This is a genomic window from Caldinitratiruptor microaerophilus (assembly GCF_025999835.1).
Classification (GTDB): Bacteria; Bacillota; Sulfobacillia; order Symbiobacteriales; family ZC4RG38; genus Caldinitratiruptor; species Caldinitratiruptor microaerophilus.
Genome location: NZ_AP025628.1, coordinates 3,540,070 through 3,564,253 on the forward strand (window position 1 = coordinate 3,540,070; position 24,184 = coordinate 3,564,253).

Sequence of the window (24,184 nt, forward strand, 5' to 3'; positions counted from 1 at the left end):
GAGCGGTCGGAGCCCGCAGGAGTCCCCCGCCGTGGGGCGAAGATCAGAGCAGTGGTGGTACACGAAAACGGGAGGGCATCCGTTTGAAGAAAGGATTTGTCTGGGTCGTTCTGACGGTCGCCTTCGCGGCTCTCTCGGCCATTCTCGGCGTCCAGGTGTACGTGCTCTACCGCAGCCTGGACAGCCGAGCTGTGGTGGCCACGGTGAACGGCGAGGCCATCACCAAGGCCGATCTGTACAACGAGCTGGTCGCCCGGAGCGGAAAGCAGGTGTTGCAGGGCCTGATCGAGGACCGGCTGATTGCCCAGGAGGCGAAGAAGCAGGGCGTTCAGGTCACCAGGCAGGAGATGCAGGCCGAGATCGACAACCTGCGCAAGGAGTTCCCTTCGGAGCTGGCGTTCCAGGCCTTCCTCGCCGAGCGCGGCGTGACCCAGGAGCGTCTCGAGCAGGCCGTGTCGAGGACCCTGATGCTGAAGAAGCTCGTCGAGCCCCGGGCCAAGGAGCGGCTCACCGACGAGGCCCTGAAGAAATACTTCGAGGACAACCGCGACAAGTACGATCAACCCGAGCGGGTCCGGGCGCGGCACATCCTCCTGAAGACCCGGGAAGAGGCCGAGGCCGTGCTGGACCAGCTCAAGGGCGGCGCCGACTTCGCGCAGCTCGCCCGGGAGAAGTCGGTCGACACGATGAGCGGCCAGCAGGGCGGCGACCTGGGGCTGTTCACTCGCGGCCAGATGGTGCCAGAGTTCGAGAACGCCGCCTTCGCGCTGCCCGTCGGGCAGATCTCCGGGGTGGTGCAGTCGCCGTTCGGGTTCCACATCATCCAGGTTACCGAGCACCAGCCGGCGCGACAGGCCCGGTTCGAAGAAGTGAAGGACAAGGTCCGGCAGGACGCCCTCGAGGACGAACTGGGCACCCTCATCCCGCAGTGGCTCGAAGAGATGAAGAGCAAGGCGACCATCACCAATACCCTGGAGCCGGCACCGGCACCGAAGCCGAACGCGCCCGCCCCGGAGGGCGGCGGGACGTCCCAGACCGGTGGGTCCTCCCAGGGCGCACAGCCGCCCGGGGGCCAGTCGGGGCAGCCGGCGCCGGCCGGAAAGTAGGGGGATGGCCATGAACGATCGGGTCCGGTCGGCGGAGCTGTTCGCGGCCAGCCGCGAGGTCATCCCGGGCGGGGTGAACAGCCCGGTGCGCTCGTTCCGGTCCGTGGGGGGTACCCCGCCTTTCATCGCCCGGGGCGAGGGGGCGTACCTCTACGACGTCGACGGCAACCGCTACATCGACTACTTCCTCTCCTGGGGCCCGCTCGTCCTCGGGCACGCACACCCGGAGGTCGTGGAGGCGCTCCGGGAGGCGGTCCTGCGGGGGACGTCGTACGGCGCCCCGACCGAGCTCGAGCTGGAGCTCGCGCGGGAGGTCATCGACTTCTACCCCGGGCTTGAGATGATCCGCATGGTCAACTCGGGTACGGAGGCCACGATGAGCGCGCTCCGCGTGGCCCGTGCGGCGACCGGCCGGCCCAAGGTCGTCAAGTTCATCGGCAACTACCACGGGCACCACGACAGCCTTCTGGTGCGGGCGGGCTCCGGGGCGATGGACATGGGCGTGCCCGACAGCCCCGGCGTGGCGCCCGGCGCCGCCCGGGACACCCTGAGCCTGCCGTACAATGACCTCGATGCGGTGCGGGAGGCGTTCCGGCAGCACGGCGATCAGATCGCCGCGGTGATCGTGGAACCGGTGGCGGGCAACATGGGGCTCGTGCTGCCGCGCCCGGGCTTCCTGGAAGGCCTGCGGTCGATCACGCGCGAGCACGGCGCCCTCCTGGTCTTCGACGAGGTGCTGTGCGGTTTCCGCCTACCCGGGGGCAGCGCGGCGGCGCACTTCGGGATCGACCCGGACCTGGTCACGCTGGGCAAGGTGATCGGCGGCGGCCTGCCGGTCGGCGCGTACGGGGGCAAGCGGCGCTACATGGAGCTGGTCGCCCCGGCCGGGCCCGTGTACCAGGCCGGCACCCTCTCGGGCAACCCCCTGGCGATGACCGCCGGCCTCACCCAGCTCCGGATCCTGCGCCGGCCGGGGGTGATGGCGGAGATCGAGCGCAAGACCGCCCGGCTGGTCGAGGGGCTGAACGCGCTTCTGAGCCGCCGCGGTCTGCCGTACCGCGCGCAGGGGATCGGCTCGCTGTGGGGACTCTTCTTCTCGGCCGAGCCGGTGTACGACTACGAGTCCGCCCTAAAGTCCGACACCCGGCTCTTCGCCCGGTTCTTCCACGCGCTGCTCCGCCGCGGCGTGTACATCGCCCCCTCGCAGTTCGAGTCGGGCTTCATGAGCCTCGCCCACACCGACGCCGACCTGGATGCCACCCTGGAGGCCGCCGGGGACGCGCTCGACGAGGCGCTGGCGATGGTGCAGTGAACCTGCGCCGCCGGCTGCGGATCGCGCTGGTGGCCGGAGTCCTGGCGCCCCTGGGCATGGTCCTCGGCGGGGTGCTGCTGGCCCGCATCCTGCGGGGCGAGAGCCTGGTGCAGGCGCTCGCCGGCCCTCCGGCGGGCGTGGGCCGTTCCCTGCGCGAGGCGCTGCCTTGGGCCCTGGGGGGCGCCGGCGTCTCCCTCGGCGTGAGCGCGCTCCTGGCCTCCGTGTGGCCGCAATTCGGCAAGGCCTTGGAGCGAACGGGGATCCAGTCCGGGAGCGAGGTCCTCCGCCTCGCCGGGTGGCCCGTGCTGCTCCTGGTGGTGGCCGCCGGCGCGGTGGGGGAGGAGGTGCTCTTCCGCGGGGGAATCCAGCCCTCGCTCGGCGTGTGGCCCACGGCCACCGCCTTCGGCCTGGCTCACGGCGGCTGGCAGCTGCGGGAGATGTGGTCGTACGTCATGGCGGCCGGCCTGGCCGGCCTGGCCTTCGGCTACGCATACGAGTGGAGCGGGACGCTCTGGGCCCCGGTTCTGGCGCACGTGGTGCACAACGGCGCGGTCGTCGCCTACCTCCTTTACCGGCAGCGCCGCGGCGAGCCGGAGAGAGCGGAAGCCGGGGCGGTGGAGGCCGCCGCTGGCCCGGCTGTCATCCCGACACAAGGTGAGGTGCTCGGCATGCTGGCGATGGCGCGCATCCGGCAGAATCTTCCCCGGCCCCGGGTCGAAGACGTGCCCGCTGCCGTCCGGGCCGAGTTGCGGCGCCTGGAGGGCCGGGTGCGGCCCGGCATGACGGTGGCGGTCACGGCGGGTAGCCGGGGCATCGCCGGGATCCCGGCGATCCTGCGCGCAGTCGTGGGCACGCTCCGGGAGATGGGCGCCGAACCCTTCCTCGTCGCCGCCATGGGCAGCCACGGGGGCGGCACGGCCGCAGGACAGGCCGAGCTCCTCGCGCATCTGGGCATCACGGAGGAGTCGGTAGGGGCACCCCTGCGGGTGACGGACCAGGCGGTGGCGGTCGGCACCACGGCCTCCGGCCACGTGCTCTACTGCGACGCCGAGGCCGCGCGTGCCGACGCCATCCTCCTCGTGAACCGGGTGAAGCCCCACACGTCCTTCCGGGGGTCCCTGGAGAGCGGGCTGTTCAAGATCCTTACCGTCGGCCTCGGGAAGGTGCCGGGGGCGCGCCAGGTGCACCGGCTGGGAGCGCCCGAGATCTACCCCGCCATCCGGGAGATGGGTCGCCTTGGTCTGGAGCGGCTGCCGATCCTGGGCGGGCTGGCCATCCTGGAGAACGGGTACGAGGAGACGGCAAAGGTGCGGCTGCTCCTCCCGGAGGAGATGGAGGCCGGGGAGGAGCGGCTCCTGGAAGAGGCCCGGTCGCTCCTGCCGGGGCTGCCGGTGCGGGACCTCGACCTCCTCATCGTCGAGGAGATGGGCAAGAACTACAGCGGCACCGGCATGGACACGAACGTCATCGGCCGGTGGCGGGTGCCGGGGATGCCCGAGCCGGAGTGGCCCCGGATCGGCCGGATCGTGGTGCTGCGGCTGTCGGAGGCGTCGGCCGGCAACGCGAACGGGGTCGGGCTCGCTGACTTCACCACCCGGCGCCTGGCGGACGCGATCGACTGGGACAAGACCCTGACGAACATCGCCACGTCGGGCTTCTGGTTCCGGGCGATGTGCCCACCGGCTCTCCCCAGCGACCGGTCCGCCATCGAGTGGGCGATCCGGAGCCTCGAAGCGCTGAAGGGGGAGCCGGTCGACCCCGGGCGGCTCCGGGCGGCCCGCATCCGGTCCACCCTCCACCTGGAGGAGCTGTGGGTCACCGCTCCGGTGCTGGAGGAAGTGCTGGCCGCCGGCACCTGCGAGGCGCTCACCCCGCTCGAGCCCCTGCGCTTCTCCGGGGAGGGAGATCTGCTGCCGGGGGCGTGACGAGGCCTAACGACCGATCTGCCAGAGGAAGTACCGCTCGAGGGCGTGCTTGATCCACATGGGTGCCCGCCCGGCGTGGGTGATCTGGATCTGCCAGTTGCCCAGTGCGGGCGGGGACGGTTTCCAGATCGAGAACACCGCGTCCCGGCTTCCCAGGGGGAGGTCCACCAGGGTGGACGGCCGGAACCGGGCGCGCGGCGGGCCGCCGCCGACCACGGCAGCCAGGTTCTGTGCCACGACGCCTCCGGCGAGGCGGGCGTTGTGCCCCGTCTTCAGCCCGTCCAGGGCCACGCAGTCGCCCGCCGCGAAGACCTCCGGGTAGTCCGGGTTCTGCATGTGCAGGTTGCACCGGACAAAGCCGGCGGCGTCCGCCAGGGAGGAGCAGTGGAGCGGTGCGGGGCCCCGGTAGGGCGGGTCGATGAAGAGGAGTTCCGCCCCGAGCCGCGTCCCGTCCTCCAGCACGAGGCAGCCCGGCTCGGCCTGACGGACGCGCGTGGCGGTTCGCAAGCGGATTCGCCTCTGCTCCAGCGCCCGGGCCACCACCCGGGACGCCCCGTCGCCGCCCTGGTCGAGGGCCCGGGGCTCGTTCGTCACGATCTCGATCTCGATCCGGCGTCGCCGGCCCCGGCGCCGGAAGTAGTCGTCGAGGAGGAACGCGAGCTCGTAGGCCGGCGCCGGGGTATCGGCGCCCGCGGCGATCGCGATCAGGATCTCCCCCGCTTCGAACTCCTGCAGCGCCTCCCAGATCCGCACGGCGCCGTCCAGGCGGTGGATGTTGTGGCTGTGCGTCCGGGCGCCGGGGAGGGCCTCCCAGTCCAGCTCCGCCCCCAGGGCGATGACGAGGAAGTCGTAGCGCAGGACGCCGGCGTCAACGACCACTTGCCGGCGGTCGGGGTCCACCGCCCGGACCTCCGCCTCCACGAATCGGATGCCCTTGCGCCGGAGCCCCGGCCCGAGAGGCGCCACGATGTCCTGAGGCTGCCGTGTTCCCACGGCCACCCACGGCAGGGACGGGAGGTAAACGAAGTTCGCCTCCCTTGCCACGACCGTGATCGGGTGTTCCGGTCCGAGGAGGGCCGCGAGCCGGTAGGCGACCGTGATGCCGCCGAACCCGGCGCCCAGTACGAGGATGCGTGCCACCTTCTCGCCCTCCCGACCGCCAAGTGCCGGTTCTTAGGGTTTGTAACAGGTCGCTGTTTTCATCCTGTTTTCCTGTTTTCATAAGGAAAGCTCACGTTTTCAGGAACGGTCCGGCCGCCCGGTGGACGCGCCGGGTGGTCGGAGCGCGGGAGTCCGGGCCGGGGCGCGGGCTTCGGGCGGGCCGTGCCGGCAGGACGGCCAGGAGGAGGAGGAGGGGGACCGCCGAGTAGAGGAGCCCTCCGGTCGCTGCCATGAGCGGTTGCCGGAGTCCGGGCTCATGGGCGGCCGAGGCGACCCCCAGTGCGCCCCCGGCGACCACGGGGATGAAGGGGTCGGGGTTGCGCGCGCTGACGAGAGCTGCGAGCATCTCCGCACCTGCCAGGAGAGACACAGCCACAGCCATGAGCGCGTTGACGTTCAGGCTCAGCCGGGCCAGGTGCTCCGGCCGGTCGAAGAAGGAGCGGGGGAGCGTCAGCACCGCGGTGATGTCCGGGTACGGCTGACCGAGCTCCCGCGCCGCCTCCGGGCCCACGACGGCGACGACGAACAGGACGGAGACCAGGATGACGGCGGCGCCGGCGAAGCCCCCGGCCGCGAACGCCGGGAAGAACCGCTTCTTCCGGGCGGCGAGGGGGAAGAGAAAGGGCAGGACCACCGGGTAGTGGAACCCGACCAGGGCCAGCCACACCGCCACAGGCTCCCACCGGAACTGGCCCGGGTCGATCGGCGGCCACAGGTAGCCGGCTTCGGCCTTCGGCACGAGCAGGGCCCAGAGAAACGAGAGGGTGGCACCCACCGCGAGCAGCAGAAGCGGGCTCACCATGGCCAGGGAGCGCCACCCGGTCCAGGCGGCGTACCCGGCGACCACAAGCACGGCGGCCGCGAGGGCCCAGAAGGGGGTCCGGTCGTAGAAGACGTCGTCCACCGATTCGAAGATCAGGATGAGATCGACGGCGGCGACCAGGACCGGGACCCCCGCCAGGTACAGGAGTGCCACCCGCCCCAGCACGGGGCCCAGGGCCCGGAGGACGTAAGTCGGAAACCGCTCCTCCGGGTGACGGCGCGCGGCCAGCCAGAAGGCGCCGCTCCCGAGCGCCGACACCACCCACGCAGCGAGGACCACCGTCCAGGCGGCCCGCCCTGCCACCGCGATGCTCACGGTGGGCAGGATGAGGATGGCCCCTCAGAGGGAGACGAGTGTGGCCAGGGCGAAGACCTGGCCGGTAGAGATCCGGCCCCGGATCGCCATCTCACGACCTCCTTCGCGGGGCGTGCACGTTCACCGGGTGTACCCTGTGGTGCGGATGCGGATCACGGCCTCCACCTCCAGCGGCGCCCGCGCGTACGCCCGGCGCCACGCTTCCGGTCCGGCGACCGCCGGGTGAGTGGGGTCCAGGCGGCGGAGGCGCTCGCCGAACCCCAGCGGGTCCGCACCCAGGGCCTGGAGGCGTGCCAGCACGCGGCGGGTTTCCTCCTCCAGCTGGCGGGCCCCGGCCGCCTCGAGCTCCCGGATCGGCATCTCGTCGCGCTCGCGCACCGCGGCCTGGGCCTCGAGGTGAGCCCAGAGGACGGGCTCTCCGCCTGCGCCGACCCGCACGCCGTACCGGGACCTCCCGCCCGTCAGGAGCAGGTCCCCGGGCTTGCCGCCGCCCCCCCGGGGCACGGCGAGGGAGCCGTAGAAGCGCGTGGACCGCAACCGGTTGAACGTCCTGGACTCCTCGGGGCTGAACCATCCGACCAGCCGTCCCTCCCGGAACACCGCCACCCCTTCCACGTTGAGCCCGTACTTCCGGGACGTGACCCCCGGCAGGAAGACGTCCTCCAGCGGGCTCCGGAGCCGCTGCAGGGCCTGCCAGCGTTCCACCGGCACCACCCCGTCGTCTACCCCGTGGGTGGGCCGGAAGGCGTGATACAGGAACAGCGCCGGGAGCGCGACCGGCGGCGTCCGGGCCCGGATCACCTCCGCCACGGGCTCCCGGGCAACGGCCAGGAACGCCACCGCCGGGAAACGCCGGCTGTGCCACAGCCAGTCGATGCCGCCGAGCCCCTCCCGGGCGACGGCTTCCCCGACGATCACGACCTTCACCTGGCCGAGCTCCATGAAGCGATACAGGCTCGCGCGGATCTTCTCCAGCGCCTCCTCCACCGTCCGGCCTTCCTCGGCCAGCACGCGGAAGTCGGAGGCGATGAGGGCTTCCGGCGCCCCGCCGCGCGGGATCGGGATCTGCACCGATACCTGGTAGGGAGCGGTCTGACCGCGGTCGATCCCCACCATGAGGACCAGCGCGCGCTCATCCGTGTCCCGGAAGTCCCAGCAGCCCGCGGAGGCCACGGCAAGGGCCAGGGCCGCCGCCAGCGGCGCCCGCCTCACTGTGGCCTCCGCCGGGGCGGGACGAAGGGGTGTGGGCCCCGGGCGGGCATCTCCCACCAGTATCGCCGGGTGAGCCCGTCCTGCCGGAGGTCCCGGAGGTTGAGGGGAGCCAGGGGGTGGAGGTACGGCTGTCCCAGGGACTGCAGGCAGCACAGGTGGAACACCAGCGCCATGAGCCCCAGGAACACGCCGAAGAGGCCCAGAACGGCCCCTCCGAGCAGGAGCAGGCCCGAGCTGATCCGCCAGGCGGCGGCAATCTCCCGGTCCGGGAAGGTCAGGCTCCCGATCGCCGCCATCGCGATGATGACGATGATGATGTCGCTGACGATGCGCGCGCGGGCCACGGCCTCGCCGATGATCAGTGCCCCGATGATCGTCGTCGACGCCCCGACTTTCTCGGGCAGGCGCACGGCCGTCTCCTGGATGAGTTCCACCATGACGATGAGGAAGATCGACTCCAGCACCACGTTCAGCGGCACCCCGGCGCGGGCGGCGTCGACGGCCAGCATGAGCTCGAGCCGCAGCACGTCGACGTTGTGGGCCTCCAGCGCGACGTAGAGGGCCGGGAAGAGGACGATCCCCAGCCACGCGGCGATCCGGGCCAGCCGCAGCAGGGCGACCACCGCCGGCCGCAGGTAGTAGTCGTCGACGGAGAAGAAGAAGTCGATGAGCCGCACCGGCACGAGCACGACCCACGGCGAACCGTCCAGCATCACGAGCACCTTGCCCGCCATGAGCCACGCCGCGGCGCGGTCCGGGCGCTCCGTGGCCATGTACAGCGGGAAGGCGGTGCGATACCGCCCCACGAGGATCTCGGCCAGCTGGCTGGCGTCGATGACCGCGTCCACATGCACTTGCCCGAGCCGGTCCCGAACTTCGCGGACGAGGTCCGGCCGGGCGAGCTCCCGGACGTACACGAGGGCCACCAGGACCCGGCTGCTGGGGCCGAGGCGGGTCTCCTCCACCATGAGGCGCGGGTCGCGGAGCCGGCGGCGGACCAGGGCCAGGTTGACCTCCACGTTCTCGGTGAAGGCCTCTCCGGCGCCCCGGAGGCTCGACTCGGTGGTGGGGCGGGGTACGGGCCGCTCCTTCCAGCCGGAGATGCGCAGGATCCAGGGCTCCGGGTCGGTTTCGAGGAGGAGAAGGGCCTCGCCCGAGAGCACGCGGTCCACGAGGTCCTGGCCGTCTGTCGGCCGGAGCGGCTCGACGGGCGCCAGCTTCTTCAGGACGTCCTGTCCGGCGCCGTCCCTGCCCTGCGGGGAGGAGGGGACCTCGGGGGGATTCGCGCCGGTCGCCGGGGGCGGCGGTGCCGGTTCGAAGTGGGCGAGCACGTGCCGGCGGAGCGCCTGCCGGTCGGTGAGCCCCTGGACGTGAATCAGGGCCGCGCGGGTCCGAGGCGATCCCGGCGCGTACAGCCAGAGGCAGCGAATGTCGTGCGCGTCGCCCAGGAGCCTGCGGACCTGGTCCACCCGGGTCCGGAGGTCGCCGCCGGCGTTCCGCATCGCTGGGGGAGAACCCGCACTCATGCTCTTCATGACGATCCTAGGGTTTTCCCGCCGGGCCGTCCTATCCGTGCTGCCGGCGAGCGGGGTCGGCTTGCGGCGCATCCGCGGCCGGGAAACCGTAGGCGAGCGGCACGCCCGTGATGGCGGCGGTCTCCGGGTCCAGGGCCACGAGATCGTCCCGGTTCACGTCCCGGAGCGCCCGCTTGCCCAGCGCGCGGGCGCCGATCACCATCTCGTCGGTCACCGCCCTGAGGAACCGGGCCAGGCTCTCTGCGCCGCGCGCGGGGTCGAAGCGGCGGGCGAGGACACCGGTCGCCCACACCAGCTCCGTGGGCGGCTCCCAGGGCATGGCCCGGGTAACCTGCTCGTGCGTGGCGGCGAAGAGGGCCGCCGTACCCATGTACACGGCGTCCGCGCCGAGGGCCAGGCACTTCAGGCAGTCGCCGGGGGTGAGGAGGCCGCCGCCGACCAGGAGGCTCACCCTCCCACCCGTCCCCCGCGCGTCCAGGTGGCGGCGGGCACGGCAGAGCGCGTGCAGGGTCGGGAGGCCGAAGTCGTCCGCCAGGATGGGTGGCGCGGCGTGCGTCCCGCCCTGGGCGCCGTCGAGGGAGATGAAGTCGACCCCGGCGGCCAAGGCCACGTCGAGGTCCGCCTCCAGGTCGTGGCCGGCTGCCAGCTTCACCCCGATCGGGACCCCGCCCGTGACGGCGCGCAGGTCGTGCACCAGGCGGCGCAGCGTCTGGGCATCGCGGCGATCCGTCGCCCCGGAGGGGAGCACGACCACCTCGTCGTCGCCGAATCCCATGGCCTCTGCCGCCTGCCGGGGCACGTCGCCCGGCTCCAGGGTGGGTTCCAGGCCCGCCTGCGCGCCCTGCCCGAACCAGATCTCCACCATGTCTGCCTGTCGCAATACTGCCGGGTCGGACGTCCAAGGCGTGCCCGTGTACTGTACGACGAGAATGCGGGCCTCGCGGCGTACGGCGGGGAGCAGGGGTCCCTTGCCGGCGTTGCAGGCCGTGCCGGCCAGGGCGGCCCCCCGCGCCAGCGCCACGGCGACCCGCTCGCTGACGGCCACGCCGTATCCCATGGCGGCCAGCAGGACGGGGATGTCCAGGTGAACGGGCCGGCGCGCCTGTGGCCCGATGGTCACGCGGGTGTCCACCGGCTCGTCGGGTTCGAGCGGGCGCCGGGTCAACTGGGCGGGGCGGAAGAGAAGACCGCGGAAGTCCCGGAAGCGCCTGCCGGTGCCGATCGGGCGCCTGATCGCCCGTCCTGCCCGGGCGCGGAGCGCATTTTCGAGCGTGGGTCCCGGGGGGTTGTGACCGAAGCCGGTCACCAGTTCCCAGAGGTTCTCGTGGTACGGTTCGGTCAGGAGCCGGCGGAGGGCACGGTCGACCGCGGCGTCGACCAGCCGGCGCCCCAGGGCGGCCGCCAGCAGCCACGCTCCCGCGAGCACCGCGGCTCCGCCCAGGAGCCAGGCCAGCAGCCACACGGCCTCGCCTCCCTCCCCGAAGGCCCGCTGCCCCCCCGACTAGTCTGGGCACGCCGGTCCGGCCTCATCCTGCCCGGCCGGGGTGGCGGCGTGCTACACTAGAGAAGTCGGAGTGCCCGTCCGAACACGTTCCGGAAGGTGGGGGGCCCCGGGATGCGCCTGGTGGGAGCGGGGATCGACATCATCGAGGTGGACCGCGTGCGCCGGGCCGCCGAGCGCACTCCCCGCTTCCTGACCCGGGTCTTCACCCCCGCCGAGCTGGCTTACGCCGGGGCGGCGCCGGCGCACCGCTGGCGCCGCCTCGCCGCGCGCTTTGCCGCCAAGGAGGCCGCGCTGAAGGCCCTCGGTACCGGCCTCCGGCGGGCGCGCTGGCAGGAGGTGGAGGTCGTCCCTGGTCCGCTCGGCCGTCCCGGGCTCCGGCTGACGGGCTCGCTGGCCGAAAGGGCCGCCCGCCTGGGGGTGACGGCCTTGCACCTCAGCATCTCGCACTCACGCCACTACGCCGTCGCCCAGGTCCTGGCGCTGGGGGAGTGACGAGGGGCTTGTAACAGCTCGCCACTTTGATGAAAGGTCGGGTATCGGATCGTTTTCCTGAAGCCTCCCACAGGTTGGATCGCCGGCCGGCACGCCCGGCGGCTGTCGCACTTCGCCTACGCCTGCTTCCACGCCCCGCTCATCGCCTGCCCGCTACCTGCAAGGAATCGCGGGCGGCACGCCTGGGGCGACTGGCGCCGGGTTCTCCCCGGCGTGCGGGGGCGGAAGCCGATGCACGCTTTGTACCAGCGTCCCTCCGGGGGAGGCCCAGGCAGGGGGGTACCCCTATCCGCCGCGGCACCGGCAGGTACAGGCTCCGGTGTCGTCGGCGTGGATTTGGAGGGGATTTGCACAGGAATGCTTGCGATAGGAACGGTGAGGGTCATGTGGGCGGTCACGGCAGAGCAGATGCGGGCGATGGAGCAGGAGACGCAGGACCGCTACGGCATCCCGCCCCTCGCCCTCATGGAAAACGCCGGGCGGGCCGTGGCGGAAGTGGCCTGGCAGGTCCTCACGGGTGCAGGCCCTGCGGGCAGCCTTGACGACGGCCCCGCCTTCGCCGGTCTCCCCGGCTCGCCCTGGCTGGTGCGGGTTCGCCCCGCGCCGGGCCTTCCCGGCCCGGCGTCCGGGACGCCCGGCCCGCGTCCCCCTCTTGCCCCGGGCGGGCGCCCGCCCCGGGTCGTGGTCGTGGCCGGGCACGGCAACAACGGGGGCGACGGCCTGGCCGCTGCCCGGCACCTGCACGCCTGGGGCGCGGAAGTCCGGGTTCTCCTTTACGGCCATCCCGACCGGCTGACGCCCGATGCCCGCGTGAACTTCCGGGCCTGCCAGGAGGCGGGCCTGGTGACCCTGCCCCTGGCTGACGGCCGGGCCCCCGTGAGCGAGTGGCTCGCCCAGGCGGACCTCGTCATCGATGCCCTTCTCGGAACCGGCGTGCGCGGCGCGCCCCGCGAGCCGGTGGCGGGAGCCATCGGGGCGGTGATGGCCGCGGGCCGGCCGGTCCTGGCCGTCGACGTCCCGTCCGGCATCGATGCCGACGCCGGTGCGGTCCCCGGCCCCGCCGTGCGGGCGCAGTGGACGGTCACGTTCGGCGCCCCGAAGCTGGGCCTCTTCCTCTACCCGGCGGCCGGGCTCACGGGGGAGGTGTGGGTGGCCGGCATCGGCCTGCCGGCCGGCGTGGAGCCGCCGGGACCGGCCGTCTACCCGCTGGCCCTCCCGGCCCGGGCCGGCGCGCGCCTTCCCCGGCCCGGGGAGGACGCCCACAAGGGTACCCGGGGCCGGGTCCTGGTCGTCGGCGGCTCCCGGCCGATGCCGGGGGCCGTCGCCCTGGCCGCCCAGGCGGCCTTGCGGGCCGGGGCCGGCCTGGTGGTGGCGGCGGTGCCGGATCCGGCAGCGGGCCTCGTGGCAAGCCGCGCGGCGGAGATCATCACCCACGGACTGCCCGCCGCGGCGGATGGCGGCTTCGGCCCCGGGGCGGCCGAGGCCGTGCTCCCGCTCGTCGAGCGGTCCGTCGCCCTGGCGGTGGGGCCGGGCATCGGCCAGGGGGACTGGGCCATGGACCTCGTGCGAAGGCTCGTGCTCACGGCGGGCCGGCCCGTCGTCCTCGACGCCGACGGCCTCCGGGCCTTCGCCGCCCGCCCGGAGGACCTGCAGAGTGCCCCGGCCCCCGTGGTTCTCACGCCCCATGCGGGCGAACTCGCCCTGCTCCTGGGCACCACCCCCGAGGCCGTGCAGGCCGACCGCCCCGCCGCCGTCCGGGAGGCGGCCCGGCGCACGGGGCAGACGGTGGTGCTGAAGGGGCCGCACACGCTGGTGGCGACGGGCGGCGCGCCGCTGACGGTGTGGGTGAACCTCACTGGCAACCGCGCGCTGGCGACGGCCGGATCCGGCGACGTGCTGACCGGCATCATCCTGGGGCTGATCGGCCAGGGCATGGACCCGCGCGAGGCGGCCGTGACCGGGGTGGCGCTGCACGGCTTCGCCGCCGACCGGATCGCCGCCCGCATCGCTCCGGACGGGATCCTGGCCGGCGACCTGCTCGGCGAGCTGCCCGCCGCCCGGGCGGCGTTGGCCCGGCTCGGAGAGGAGGCGCCCGCTCATTGGAAGTGACACGCGCCCCGGGCCTGGAGACCCTGCGGCCCACCCGGGCCCTGATCGACCTGGACGCGATCGCCCACAACGTCCGGGAGCTCAGGCGCCACCTCCGGCCCGGAACGGCCCTGATGGCCGTCGTCAAGGCGGACGGGTACGGGCACGGCGCCGTGCCCGTCGCCCGGGAGGCACTGGCGGCGGGGGCGGAGTGGCTCGGGGTGGCCACCGTCGAGGAGGGCATCCAGCTGCGGCAGGCCGGCCTGACGGCGCCGGTGCTGGTCCTCGGCCCGGTCCTCCCCGAGCAGGCCGGGCAGGTCGTGGACCACGACCTCCGCGTGGCCGTCTACGACCCGCGCCTCGCCCGGGCGCTCGACGCCGTGGCGCGCGGCTCGGGTCGGCCCGCCCGAGTCCACGTGAAGGTCGAGACCGGCATGGGCCGGATCGGCGTGCGGCCGGAAGACGTGGAGCCCTTCGCCCGTCTCGTGGCGGGTCTGCCGGGGGTCGAGGTGGAGGGGGTCTTCACCCACTTCGCCGCCGCGGACGACCCCGACCCGGCCTACACCCGAGAGCAGATCGCCCGCTTCGAGGACGCCCTGGCTGCACTCGGCAACGCCGGCGTGCGCCCGCGCCTTCGCCACGCCGCCAACAGCGCGGCGATCCTCGCCCACCCCCGGGCCCACTACGACCTGGTGCGGGCGGGGATCGCCCTGTATGGCCTCGCCCCGGACGCGGCCCGCTCCTGGCCCGCCGACCTGCGGCCGGCGATGCGGCTGGTGAGCCGGATCGTCCACCTGAAGACGATGGCCCCCGGCGAGCACGTCTCCTACGGGGCCACCTGGACGGCCCGGGGGGGCGAGCGCGTGGCCACCGTGCCCGTCGGCTACGCCGACGGGTACCGGCGCCTGTTCAGCAACCGGGGCGCGATGCTGGTGGCCGGACAGCCGTGCCCCGTCGTGGGCCGGGTCTGCATGGATCAGACGATGATCCGGATCCCGCCCGGTGTCCCCGCCGAGGTCGGCGACGAGGTCGTCCTCATGGGCCCCGGCCTCACTGCCGACGACTGGGCGGAGCTTCTCGGGACGATCAACTACGAGGTCGTGTGCCTGATCGGCCGCCGCGTGCCCCGGGTGTACCTGCGGGGGAGCGAGGTGGTGGAGGTGGGGCCGCCATCCGTAGCGCTTCCACCCGCCAAGTGACGTCACTCAGCGAAGATCTCCGCCACGGAGAAGTCCGGCTCGCCCAGCACGGCGGAGCGCGGACGCTCGTCGCCCCGGTACGTCGTGCCCGACCCTTCCTCCTGCAGGGCCACCACCTCGAGGGTCTCGGCCCACGGGTCCACCACCCACGCCTCGCGCACGCGGGCTTCGGCGTAGATGCGCAGCTTCACGACCCGATCCCGCCGGTCCGTACCAGGGGAGAGCACCTCCACCACCAGGTCCGGCGCGCCCTGGACGTTCTTCGGCGTGACCACGCTCCGGCGGTCCGCCGAAACGAAGAGGATGTCCGGTTGCACGACGTCCTGGTCCGACAGGACCACGTCGAAGGGGGCGAGGTAGACCGTGCCGAGCCGGCGTGCACCCACCCAGCGGCGGAGGAGAACGTAGAGGTTGCCGATGGCGCGCTGGTGGCGTTCCGTCGGCGACGGTTCCCGAACCAGCCAGCCCCGCATCAGCTGGAAACGCGGCCCGTCCTCCGGCAGCTCCATGTAGTCGGCCACCCTGTACGGCCCTCGGGCGCCGCGCAGCAGTTCCGCTTCCACGCCGGCGCCCGGGATGTCGGCCCGCGTTTCGGTCATGCCGCCTGCGCTCCTCTGCCCCGGTTTCTCTCAAATCATTTCGCGTATTCTGCAGCATGTCAAGAAGTGGACACGAAAATGCGCCCCCGGTCTCGTGCGGGGGCGCCGCGGTTACCTGTCCGGCTTCTCTTTCTCTTGCAGCCACCGCCGGAGCCGGTCCGTGAACCGCCTCGGGAAGAACCGGGCCGTCCACGCCAGCCCCTGCCGGACCACCTCGAGCACGTCCTCGCTGCCCGGCCAGTGCCTCTGCACCACCTCCGGCGGGCTCATCCCCACGAGCGCCTCGAGGGCGAAGACCGCCAGGGCCACGTCGTCCAGGACGCCCAGTCCGGGGATGAAGTCCGGCAGGATGTCGGCCGGCAGCGCCAGGTACCCGAGCGCCGCGCCCGCCACCACCTTGGCCCGGGTCGAGACCGCCGGGTCCCGGACCAGCCGGGCGAGGAGCACCACGAAGTCCGGCAGGAGCAGCACCCAGGGAACCGCCGGCTGGAGCCACTCCGGCAGGCTGCGATCCAGGAAGCTGGCCACCCGGTCCCGAATGCGGCGGTAGGTGACCTCGTGGTCGCCCTCCACCGGCCGCTCCGGTGGCATCTGGGCGACGGCCCCCGACTCGTCCGGCGCTTCCGGCCCGGCGCCGGTCTCCGGCCGTGGGACCTGGAGATCCTCTCCGGCCGCCGCGGCCAGGTCCTCTTCCCCGGGCGCGGGGGGCGGCGCCGTCGCGGCGGCCGCCGGCTGGCTCACAGGCCCCTCCCGGATCTGCACGTCCTCCAGCCGGAGCCACAGGCGCCCGTCGCGGATGTCCGCGGCGCTCAGCCGGCACGCGGTGGCCAGCGGACCGGCGAGCGTGGCGGCGGCGATGTGGAGTTGCCCGTCGGTCAGCTTCACCCCGGGAGCGTCCAGGCGCTGTGACAGCAGGTCGAGGGCCCGGGTGCGCCAGGCGGCCGGCAGAAGACCCATCGCCCCGATGTCGAGCCCCAGCACGAGCTCGCCGGGGTCCACCCGGCGGATGTGGGCCTGCACCTCGATCGGGACCGGCAGTGCGGCCGGCCGCAGCCGGACCCGCAGGCGCGCGTCCTCGACGGCGACCGCTTCGATCGTGACCCGGGCCCCCGGCCCCACCAGGCTCTGCAGCAGCTGGCGGATGTCCGCGGGCGCCAGCCGTACTTCCAGTTCGGATACTCTCATCGCGATGCCCGGAGCGCGCCTCCGGACGTCCCCTCCCCTGAACCGACCGTCTCGAAGCTTAGACTGTCCACATGCCCGGTCTCGTTCGCAGTCGTGCTCCGGTTCCAGCCCCCGGGTCTGGCGATGACCCCGCGGACGGCCCGTGGATACAATGACGCAGGAGGCCGGATTGTCGTGACACGCCCGCCCCTTACGATCCGTCGCGGCGACGTGTTCTATGCCGATCTCAGCCCGGTGATCGGCTCGGAGCAGGGAGGGGTCCGGCCGGTGCTGGTGCTGCAGAACGACATCGGAAACCGGTACAGCCCGACCGTGATCGTGTCAGCCATCACCTCCCAGATCGAGAAGGCCAAGTTACCCATCCACGTGGAGCTGGACGGCGAGGCGTATGGCCTGGAGCGGGACTCCGTGATCCTGCTCGAGCAGATCCGCACCATCGACAAGCGGCGCCTGCGGGAACGGGTGACCCACCTCGGCGAGGATGTCATGGCCAGGGTGAACGAGGCGCTCATGATCAGCCTCGGCCTCAAGGAGATCTGAGCGGTGTCCGGGCCGACAGCGCGGGGAGGGCAAGGTGGCCGGTCACCTTGCCCTCCTCTCCGTTCAGCGGCGGAGCATGCGCACTCCCGGCGGCGGCACGTACTGCAGCGGTTCGTCGAAGATGACGTAGTCGACGTTCACCATGAGCAGGAGGTAGCGCTTGCCCGTCTCGGGATCGCTGAGGATGATGTGATCCCGCCCGGCCGCCTCCACGCGCCCCCGGAAGACGCGCGCCGGCCATTCCGGGTTGTTTTCGAAGGTCATGTACACCGATGCCATCTTGCCGAGGTTCATCCGGAGGATGTTTTCCACGTACGACTCCTCGAGCGGGAGCATGGGTGCCGGTGGGAACTCCTCGCCCTGCATCGGGGGCAGGGCAGGGCCGGTGTAGGGCATGGGGCCCAGCGGCGGACACCAGTCGGCAGGGAAGGGATACACGGCATCCACCCCTCACCAGGTTCGGTACACCCCGGGGCAGTCTTCGGCCGAGGGTGCGAAGAAGCAGTGGGACTTGAACCGCCCGGTGTGGCGCTGGCCGTACCAGGCGGGTGGGCACTCGGCCGGGGGCCGGTGGAACCAGAGGGCGAACGTGGCCGGGTGGTATCGCTCCCCGGCGACCACCTTCCGGGCCAGCCGGATCTCCCTCCCGCGGGCCCGCTGGTAGAAGTAGCCCTTGCGGACAGCCTCGAACCCCCCGGGGGTCTGGAACACCATCTGCGGGATCGTCCGGATGCCCCGGAAGTCCAGGCAGTTCCCCCGGATCCGGTTGACCCCCACATTTCCCACCATGAGCATCCCGAGGTCGCCCTCGCCCTCCGCCTCGGCCCGGATCAGCCGGGCGAGCAGCTGGAGGTCGCGACGGGTCGCCTTCACGACGGCCATGCGTGTCTCCTCTCCCGTCGTGTGGCGTGCACTCGCAGTGTATGACGCCCTCCCGGGGGGGTGACAATCGGGCCGGTGGGGAGCGGCAGCGCCTGTCAGCTCGCCCGGCGGTTCCGGAGAAGCCCGTCGACGAACGGAACGCCGGAGAAGACGACGGGGCTGCGGTCTTCGAGGGGCGCCACCCGGCCCTGGGCGGCCAGGAGGTCGAGGTAGCCGGCGGTGTTCGCCAGTGCGAAGATGAGATTCTCTTCCCCGACCTGCGGGAACAGGGCCGAGCACAGTTCCCATGCCGTGCGGGGTTCCAGCTCCAGTAACCGGCAAACCTCGTTGGCCTTGGCGTGCACCTGGGCGATGCGGGTCGCGACGAGTTCCCGCGTGACGGAGAAGGGCTCGCCGTGTCCCGGGAGGACGTGGCGGATGTCCAGCGCTGCAAGCCGCGCCAGGTGAGCCAGGTACAGGATCTGGGGCGCAGGCCGCGTGCGGCCGTCGACCGACGGCTCCGGCAGCGGGCTCGAGGGGATGCCGGGCAGGAGGTGGTCGCCGCTCAGGAGGGTCCCGTCCTCCTCCCGGAACAGGCAGATGTGCCCGGAGGAATGGCCCGGCGTGTGAAGCACCCGCCACACGCTGTCCCCGGCGACGAGCAGGTCTCCGGCCTCCAGCCAGGTGAAGACCTCCACCGGTTCGGTCAGGGCAGACCAGCGGGTGTAGCTGTGGATGATCCGGCCCAGGGTCGGCGTGGGCACGCCGTGCCGGCGACCCCACGCCTCCAGGTGACGGACCGTCCGGCGGATGGCGGCACCCGGGGCGGCCAGAGTGGGTCCGGCCTCCGGATGGGCCAGCACGGGTGCGCCCGACATGCGGGCGACCTCCGCGGCCAGCCCCGCGTGGTCGACGTGGGGGTGGGTGAGCACGACCTGGCGGATGGCAGAAGGATCGATCCCCGCCTCACCGAGGCCCTCCCAGAGAGCGGTGGCCGCCTCCACGGTCCACGGGCCGCAATCCACCAGAGTGGGGACCGCGCCCTCGATCAGGTAGACGTTGACATTCCCCACCGGCAGGGTCGTGGGGATCACGAGTCGGCGGATCCCGGCTGGTAGTGTCACGGGCGGGCCTCCCTTCGCTCGCGCCGTCCGCCTGGAGGGCAGCGGCGCTTTGCCCGATTCTAGGCCCTACGCCCTGACACGGGCAACAGATTGTCAGAAAGGATGTCATTCCTCTTTCTTCGGGTCGCTATTCTCACGCGGGGATCCTGACAACCTGACAGGAGGCGCTGCCGTGCATGCGATCCGGTTGAGCGTGCCCGCGTCCGCCGGCGGCAGGAACCAGCCGCCCTCCGCAGAACAAGGGGCCGGGTAAGTCGCTTCCGTTCACCCGGCGACCGATCATCCGGAAAGGGGGGAGGGCCGCCCCGGCCGCGGCCGGGTGCGGCAGAACAATGGAGATCCGAGGCAAGACGGTCGTCATCCTGCTCGAGGACCTCTACAACGAGTTCGAGTTCTGGTACCCGTACTACCGCATGAAGGAGGCCGGCGCCACGGTGGTGGTCGCCGGCACCGGCAGGGAGAGCTACACGAGCAAGCACGGGCTGGTCGCGAAGGCGGACCGGGCCGTCGACCAGATCGACCCGGCCGGCGTCGACGCCGTGATCATCCCCGGCGGCTACGCGCCCGACCTCATGCGGCGTTCCCCGGCCCTGGTCGACTTCGTTCGCCGCATGGACCAGCAGGGCAAGGTGGTGGCCGCCATCTGCCACGCAGGCTGGGTGCTCGCTTCGGCCGGCATCCTGAAGGGGCGCCGGGCCACCGGCTTCTCCTCCATCCGGGACGACATGGTGAACGCGGGCGCCGAGTACCTGGACCAGGAGGTCGTCCGCGACGGGAACCTGATCACCTCCCGGCAGCCGGCAGACCTCCCCGCCTTCTGCCGGACGATCATCGAGGCGCTGCGCTGACCGGGAGGTGGAAGAGTTCGACGGCGGCCACCTCATGGCCTGACTTTGCGCAAGGAGAGCGATGGGACGTTGCACCTGTTCGAGCGACTGAAGTTGCGTGATGTGACCTTCCGCAACCGGATCGCGGTGTCGCCGATGTGCCAGTACAGCGGCGAGGACGGGATGGCCACCGACTGGCACTTGGTGCACCTGGGTTCACGCGCGGTCGGCGGGGCGGCGCTCGTGATCACCGAGGCCACGGCCGTCGAGGCCCGGGGTCGCATCAGCCCCCAGGACCTCGGCATCTGGGACGACCGTCACGTGGAGCCGCTGGCCCGCATCACCCGGTTCATCCGGGGCCAGGGCGCCGTCCCCGGCATCCAGCTGGCCCACGCCGGGCGCAAGGCCAGCACCCGCCGGCCCTGGGAGGGCCTCGCGCCCGTGGGGCCGGAAGAAGGCGGGTGGCGGCCGGTGGTCGGCCCCAGCCCCATCCCCTTCGACGACGGCTATCCGGTGCCGGAGGCGCTGGACGAGGCGGCGATCGCGGAGATCGTCCGGGCGTTCCGCGACGGTGCCCGGCGGGCCCTGGAGGCAGGCTTCCAGGTCGTCGAGATCCACGCCGCCCACGGCTACCTCCTGCACGAGTTCCTCTCGCCTCTGTCCAATCACCGCACCGACCGGTACGGCGGGTCCTTCGAGAACCGCACGCGCCTCGTGCGCGAGGTGGTCGCGGCCATCCGGGAGGTCTGGCCCGAGCGGCTGCCGCTCTTCGTCCGGATCTCCGCCACCGACTGGGCGCCGGGCGGGTGGGACCCCGACCAGTCCGTCGAGCTGGCGCGGGGGCTCGGGGCGCTCGGCGTCGACCTCGTCGACTGCTCCTCCGGCGGCCTCGTCCCCGGCGTGTCGATTCCGACGGATCCGGGCTACCAGGTACCGTTCGCCGAGCGGGTCCGCCGGGAGGCCGGCATCGCGACCGGGGCCGTGGGCCTCATCACGACCCCGGCGCAGGCCGACGCCATCATCCGGGAGGGCAAGGCCGACCTCGTGCTCCTCGGCCGCCAGCTCCTGCGCGACCCGTACTGGCCGCTGCGGGCCGCCCACGAGCTGGGCCACGCGGACCGGGCGCCCTGGCCACCCCAGTACCTGCGGGCCCGACCGGCCGGCGCGGTGTGGCAGTAGTCGTAACGGTGCCGTGACTGGGGGGACCGGGCTTGGCGGGAGCGATCACGGACGTCCCGGGGATCCGCGTCGGACACGCCACCGACGTGGTGGGTCTGACGGGCTGCACCGTGGTGCTGTGCCCGGAGGGGGGCGTCGTGGCGGCCGACGTCCGGGGCGGCGCCCCCGGCACCCGGGAGACCGACCTCGCCCGGCCGGGGCAGCTGGTCGAGCGGGCGCACGCCGTGCTCCTCACGGGCGGGAGCGCCTACGGGCTCGACGCCGCCTCCGGGGTCATGCGTTACCTGGAGGAGCAGGGCAAGGGCTTCCCGACCCCCGCCGGGGTGGTGCCGATCGTGCCGGCGGCGGTTCTCTACGACCTGGCCCTCGGAGACCCCAGGGCCCGTCCGGACGCCGCCATGGGCTACGAGGCCTGCCGGGCGGCCACCGGCGGGTCTGTGGCCGAGGGGAACGTCGGCGCCGGGACGGGCGCTTCGGTGGGGAAGCTCCTCGGGCCGGCATTCGCGATGAAATCGGGTCTCGGGACGGCGTCCGTGCGCCTGCCGGGCAGCGGGGTGGTCGGGGCGGTCGTGGCCGTGAATGCGGCCGGCGACGTGCGCGATCCCCGGACGGGGCGCATCGTGGCCGGCGCGCGGGCCCCCGACGGCGCCTTCCTGGACGCGGCGCGCCGGCTTCTGGCGGGCGAGCCCCCGGCGGCCCTGCCCGGGCAGAACACGACCATCGGCTGCGTGGCCACCGACGTGCGGCTCACCAAGGAGCAGGCGGCGGTGGTGGCCCGCATGGCCCACGCCGGGCTCGCCCGGACCATCGAGCCGGCGTTCACTCCCTACGATGGGGACACCGTCTTCGTCCTGAGCTGCGGGGACAAGGATGGCGACGTGACCCTCGTCGGCCTCGCCGCCGCGCGGGCGGTGGAGGAGGCCATCCTGCGCGCCGTGCGCCTGGCCGCCTCCGCCGGGGGTCTGCCCGGGCTGGCCGGCTGAGCGGTGCGTCTTCCGTCGGAGCAGGAGATTGGGTCAGGTCCAAGAAAGAGCTATTGATCGCCAACTCATCGGGTGCAGTCAGAGAGGGGTGTCGTCGTGAGCAGAAGGTCTGCCCTCTGGGGGATCGCGGCCCTCCTCGCGTCGGCCGTGGCCGTGGCCGGCTGTGGCAAGACCGGCGGCGGTGCGGGCGGCGGCGAGGTGATCAAGATCGGCGTCTCGGCGCCGCTCACGGGCAACATCGCCGCGATCGGCCAGTCCACCAAGAACGCCGTGCTGATGGCCGAGGCCGAGATCAACGAGAAGGGCGGCATCGACATCGGCGGCAAGAAGATGAAGGTCCAGTTCGTGATCGAGGACGACGAGAACAAGCCGGAGTCGACCGCCAACGTCTTCCAGAAGCTGATCAACCAGGACAAGGTCATCGCCATCATCGGGTCCCAGTCCTCGAGCGCGACGAACGCCGGCGCCCCGATCGCCAACGACGCCAAGGTGCCCGCGATCACGCCCTGGGCGACCAACCCGAACGTGACCAAGGGCAAGAAGTACGTCTTCCGGGCCGCGTTCATTGACCCGTTCCAGGGTTACGTGAACGCCAAGTTCGCGTACGAGAACCTGAAGGCCCGGAAGGCGGCCGTCCTCTACGACGTCGCCCAGGACTACAACAAGGGCCTGGCCGAGGTCTTCCGGGACGAGTTCAAGAAGATGGGCGGCGAGATCACCGCGTTCGAGACGTACACGACCGGCGACAAGGACTTCTCCGCCCAGCTCACCAAGATCAAGGGCACGAACCCCGACGTGATCTTCCTCCCGAATTACTACAGCGAGGTCCCGCTGCAGATCCAGCAGGCCCGCAAGCTCGGGATCAACGCGATCTTCCTCGGCGGGGACGCCTGGGACTCGCCGAAGCTCCTCGAGATCGGCGGCAAGGACATGGAGGGCACGTACTTCAGTAACCACTACGTGGCGACGGCCGACGTGCCCAAGGTCAAGGAGTTCGTGACCAAGTACAAGCAGAAGTACAACGAGGTCCCCGACGCTGCGGCCGCGCTCACCTACGACGCCGCGTACATCATCTTCCAGGCGCTCGAGCGGGCGGGCTCGCTCGACCGGGACAAGCTGCGCGATGCGATGGCCGCCACGAAGGGCTTCGAGGGCGTCACGGGAACCATCTCGTACGGCGACACCGGGGACCCCGTGAAGCCGGCGGTGGTGCTCAAGATCGAGAACGGGGAGTTCAAGTACGAGACGACCGTGAACCCGTGACCGTTCGGCTCGGCGGGGGCCGGCCTCGAGCCGGCCCCCGCCCAGTCTCCAGCCGTGGGAGTGTTGCCGGTGCTCATCTTCATCCAGCAGCTCATGAACGCGCTCCAGCTCGGTGGGATCTACGCCCTCATCGCCCTCGGCTACACGATGGTCTACGGGGTCCTGCAGCTCATCAACTTCGCGCACGGCGACATCTTCATGGTCGGGGCGTTCATCGGCCTGTTCCTGGCCACGTACCTGAAGCTGCCCTTCGTGGCCGTGCTCCTGCTGACGATGGCGCTCACCGCCGTGGTCGGGGTGGCGGTGGAGCGGGTGGCCTATCGCCCCCTGCGGACCGCCCCCCGCATGTCGCTCATCATCACGGCCCTCGGGGTGAGCCTCTTCCTGGAGAACTTCACCCGGGCCACCGTGGGGGCGGCGCCGCGCGACTTCCCCGCCCTGGTGGCGGGGGCCACCTGGGACCTGGGCGGCGTGACCGTCGGCAGCGTGCAGGTCCTCATCATCGGCATCTCGGTGGGCCTCATGCTGATCCTGCGGTACGTGGTCCGCCGCACCCTCCTGGGGAAGGCCATGCGGGCGATCGCGGACAACCGCGAGGTCATCGGCCTCATGGGCATCAACCCTGACGCCGTGATCGCCGCCACATTCGCCATCGGGTCGGGGCTGGCGGCGGCGGGCGGCATCCTCGTCGCCCAGGCGTACCCGGTCATCGAGCCGTACATGGGGATCGTGGTCGGGTGGAAGGCGTTCATCGCCGCGGTGCTGGGCGGCATCGGGCTGATCGACGGCGCGATGCTCGGCGGATTCATCCTCGGGTTCACGGAGATCTTCGTCGCGGCGTACCTGCCGTCGACCTTCCGGGACGGCATCGCCTTCGCGATCCTGATCATCGTGCTCCTGTTCCGGCCGACGGGCCTGCTGGGCCGGCCGGTCTCGACCAAGGTGTAGGCG

22 protein-coding genes are annotated in these 24,184 nt (G+C 72.2%); 12 read left to right on the forward strand and 10 right to left on the reverse strand.

All coding sequences use genetic code 11. From position 1 onward, the window contains the following. Positions 1 to 83: 83 nt before the first annotated feature. The 3 genes from caldi_RS17285 to caldi_RS17295 are packed head-to-tail and all read left to right on the forward strand — an operon-like array spanning position 84 to position 4,343. Positions 84 to 1,106, forward strand: a complete 1,023-nt coding sequence (locus tag caldi_RS17285; protein WP_264842981.1) for a peptidylprolyl isomerase — start codon at positions 84 to 86, stop codon at positions 1,104 to 1,106. A 4-nt stretch (positions 1,107 to 1,110) separates the two neighbouring features. Further along, positions 1,111 to 2,418: a glutamate-1-semialdehyde 2,1-aminomutase gene (hemL, locus tag caldi_RS17290; protein WP_264842982.1), complete on the forward strand. Its 1,308-nt coding sequence runs from the start codon at positions 1,111 to 1,113 to the stop codon at positions 2,416 to 2,418. Next, positions 2,415 to 4,343 (forward strand): CPBP family glutamic-type intramembrane protease, encoded by a 1,929-nt coding sequence (locus tag caldi_RS17295; protein WP_264842983.1) that lies wholly within the window; start codon positions 2,415 to 2,417, stop codon positions 4,341 to 4,343. Before hemL ends, caldi_RS17295 begins: the two co-directional genes overlap by 4 nt. A 6-nt stretch (positions 4,344 to 4,349) precedes the next feature. Here caldi_RS17295 and caldi_RS17300 read toward each other — a convergent pair whose 3' ends face one another. The 5 genes from caldi_RS17300 to caldi_RS17320 form a co-directional block, all read right to left on the reverse strand. Then, positions 4,350 to 5,483, reverse strand: a complete 1,134-nt coding sequence (locus tag caldi_RS17300; protein WP_264842984.1) for an NAD(P)/FAD-dependent oxidoreductase — start codon at positions 5,481 to 5,483, stop codon at positions 4,350 to 4,352. 91 nt (positions 5,484 to 5,574) lie between these two features. Further along, positions 5,575 to 6,660 (reverse strand): GerAB/ArcD/ProY family transporter, encoded by a 1,086-nt coding sequence (locus caldi_RS17305; RefSeq protein WP_319951828.1) that lies wholly within the window; start codon positions 6,658 to 6,660, stop codon positions 5,575 to 5,577. A gap of 102 nt (positions 6,661 to 6,762) precedes the next feature. After that, positions 6,763 to 7,854 (reverse strand): Ger(x)C family spore germination protein, encoded by a 1,092-nt coding sequence (locus tag caldi_RS17310; RefSeq protein WP_264842985.1) that lies wholly within the window; start codon positions 7,852 to 7,854, stop codon positions 6,763 to 6,765. After that, the gene (locus tag caldi_RS17315) at positions 7,851 to 9,356 is read right to left on the reverse strand and encodes a spore germination protein (protein WP_264842986.1); all 1,506 of its coding nucleotides are present in this window, start codon (positions 9,354 to 9,356) and stop codon (positions 7,851 to 7,853) included. The genes caldi_RS17310 and caldi_RS17315 overlap by 4 nt, the downstream gene beginning before the upstream one ends. 64 nt (positions 9,357 to 9,420) lie before the next feature. Beyond that, positions 9,421 to 10,851: an FMN-binding glutamate synthase family protein gene (locus tag caldi_RS17320; RefSeq protein WP_264842987.1), complete on the reverse strand. Its 1,431-nt coding sequence runs from the start codon at positions 10,849 to 10,851 to the stop codon at positions 9,421 to 9,423. Between the two features lie 153 nt (positions 10,852 to 11,004). Here caldi_RS17320 and caldi_RS17325 point away from each other — a divergent pair, with 153 nt between their 5' ends. From caldi_RS17325 to alr, 3 genes are all read left to right on the forward strand, one after another. After that, on the forward strand, positions 11,005 to 11,385 hold the full coding sequence (locus tag caldi_RS17325) for a holo-ACP synthase (protein WP_264842988.1): 381 nt from the start codon (positions 11,005 to 11,007) through the stop codon (positions 11,383 to 11,385). Positions 11,386 to 11,769: 384 nt separating this feature from the next. Beyond that, the gene (locus caldi_RS17330; RefSeq protein ID WP_264842989.1) at positions 11,770 to 13,494 is read left to right on the forward strand and encodes an NAD(P)H-hydrate dehydratase; all 1,725 of its coding nucleotides are present in this window, start codon (positions 11,770 to 11,772) and stop codon (positions 13,492 to 13,494) included. After that, positions 13,491 to 14,672 carry an alanine racemase gene (alr, locus tag caldi_RS17335; protein WP_319951829.1) on the forward strand — a complete coding sequence of 394 codons (1,182 nt, stop codon included), beginning with the start codon at positions 13,491 to 13,493 and terminating at the stop codon, positions 14,670 to 14,672. Before caldi_RS17330 ends, alr begins: the two co-directional genes overlap by 4 nt. A gap of 2 nt (positions 14,673 to 14,674) precedes the next feature. Here alr and caldi_RS17340 read toward each other — a convergent pair whose 3' ends face one another. After that, the gene (locus tag caldi_RS17340; RefSeq protein ID WP_264842991.1) at positions 14,675 to 15,271 is read right to left on the reverse strand and encodes a Uma2 family endonuclease; all 597 of its coding nucleotides are present in this window, start codon (positions 15,269 to 15,271) and stop codon (positions 14,675 to 14,677) included. Positions 15,272 to 15,382: 111 nt separating this feature from the next. Next, on the reverse strand, positions 15,383 to 16,456 hold the full coding sequence (locus caldi_RS17345) for a YkvA family protein (RefSeq protein ID WP_264842992.1): 1,074 nt from the start codon (positions 16,454 to 16,456) through the stop codon (positions 15,383 to 15,385). Positions 16,457 to 16,630: 174 nt separating this feature from the next. On the opposite strand from caldi_RS17345, the gene caldi_RS17350 reads away from it, so the two are divergent. Beyond that, on the forward strand, positions 16,631 to 16,996 hold the full coding sequence (locus tag caldi_RS17350) for a type II toxin-antitoxin system PemK/MazF family toxin (protein WP_264842993.1): 366 nt from the start codon (positions 16,631 to 16,633) through the stop codon (positions 16,994 to 16,996). Positions 16,997 to 17,059: 63 nt separating this feature from the next. On the opposite strand, the gene gerQ is transcribed toward caldi_RS17350, so the two are convergent. The 3 genes from gerQ to caldi_RS17365 all read right to left on the reverse strand — a co-directional run bounded on the left by gerQ (position 17,060) and on the right by caldi_RS17365 (position 18,981). Beyond that, positions 17,060 to 17,434 (reverse strand): spore coat protein GerQ, encoded by a 375-nt coding sequence (gene gerQ, locus caldi_RS17355; protein WP_264842994.1) that lies wholly within the window; start codon positions 17,432 to 17,434, stop codon positions 17,060 to 17,062. Positions 17,435 to 17,446: 12 nt separating this feature from the next. After that, a complete protein-coding gene (locus caldi_RS17360; RefSeq protein ID WP_264842995.1) occupies positions 17,447 to 17,878 on the reverse strand; it encodes a cell wall hydrolase in 432 nt (143 codons plus the stop codon). 95 nt (positions 17,879 to 17,973) lie between these two features. Next, positions 17,974 to 18,981 (reverse strand): MBL fold metallo-hydrolase, encoded by a 1,008-nt coding sequence (locus tag caldi_RS17365; protein ID WP_264842996.1) that lies wholly within the window; start codon positions 18,979 to 18,981, stop codon positions 17,974 to 17,976. Between the two features lie 332 nt (positions 18,982 to 19,313). On the opposite strand from caldi_RS17365, the gene caldi_RS17370 reads away from it, so the two are divergent. From caldi_RS17370 to caldi_RS17390, 5 genes are all read left to right on the forward strand, one after another. Beyond that, complete coding sequence (locus tag caldi_RS17370) at positions 19,314 to 19,829, forward strand: type 1 glutamine amidotransferase domain-containing protein (protein ID WP_264842997.1); 516 nt, start codon at positions 19,314 to 19,316, stop codon at positions 19,827 to 19,829. A 69-nt stretch (positions 19,830 to 19,898) separates the two neighbouring features. Beyond that, the gene (locus tag caldi_RS17375; RefSeq protein ID WP_264842998.1) at positions 19,899 to 20,987 is read left to right on the forward strand and encodes an NADH:flavin oxidoreductase/NADH oxidase; all 1,089 of its coding nucleotides are present in this window, start codon (positions 19,899 to 19,901) and stop codon (positions 20,985 to 20,987) included. A gap of 32 nt (positions 20,988 to 21,019) precedes the next feature. After that, positions 21,020 to 21,970 carry a P1 family peptidase gene (locus tag caldi_RS17380; RefSeq protein WP_264842999.1) on the forward strand — a complete coding sequence of 317 codons (951 nt, stop codon included), beginning with the start codon at positions 21,020 to 21,022 and terminating at the stop codon, positions 21,968 to 21,970. 96 nt (positions 21,971 to 22,066) lie between these two features. Next, positions 22,067 to 23,233: an ABC transporter substrate-binding protein gene (locus caldi_RS17385; RefSeq protein ID WP_264843000.1), complete on the forward strand. Its 1,167-nt coding sequence runs from the start codon at positions 22,067 to 22,069 to the stop codon at positions 23,231 to 23,233. 69 nt (positions 23,234 to 23,302) lie between these two features. Further along, positions 23,303 to 24,181, forward strand: coding sequence for a branched-chain amino acid ABC transporter permease (locus caldi_RS17390; protein ID WP_264843001.1), 879 nt, complete (start codon positions 23,303 to 23,305; stop codon positions 24,179 to 24,181). Positions 24,182 to 24,184 lie beyond the last annotated feature (3 nt).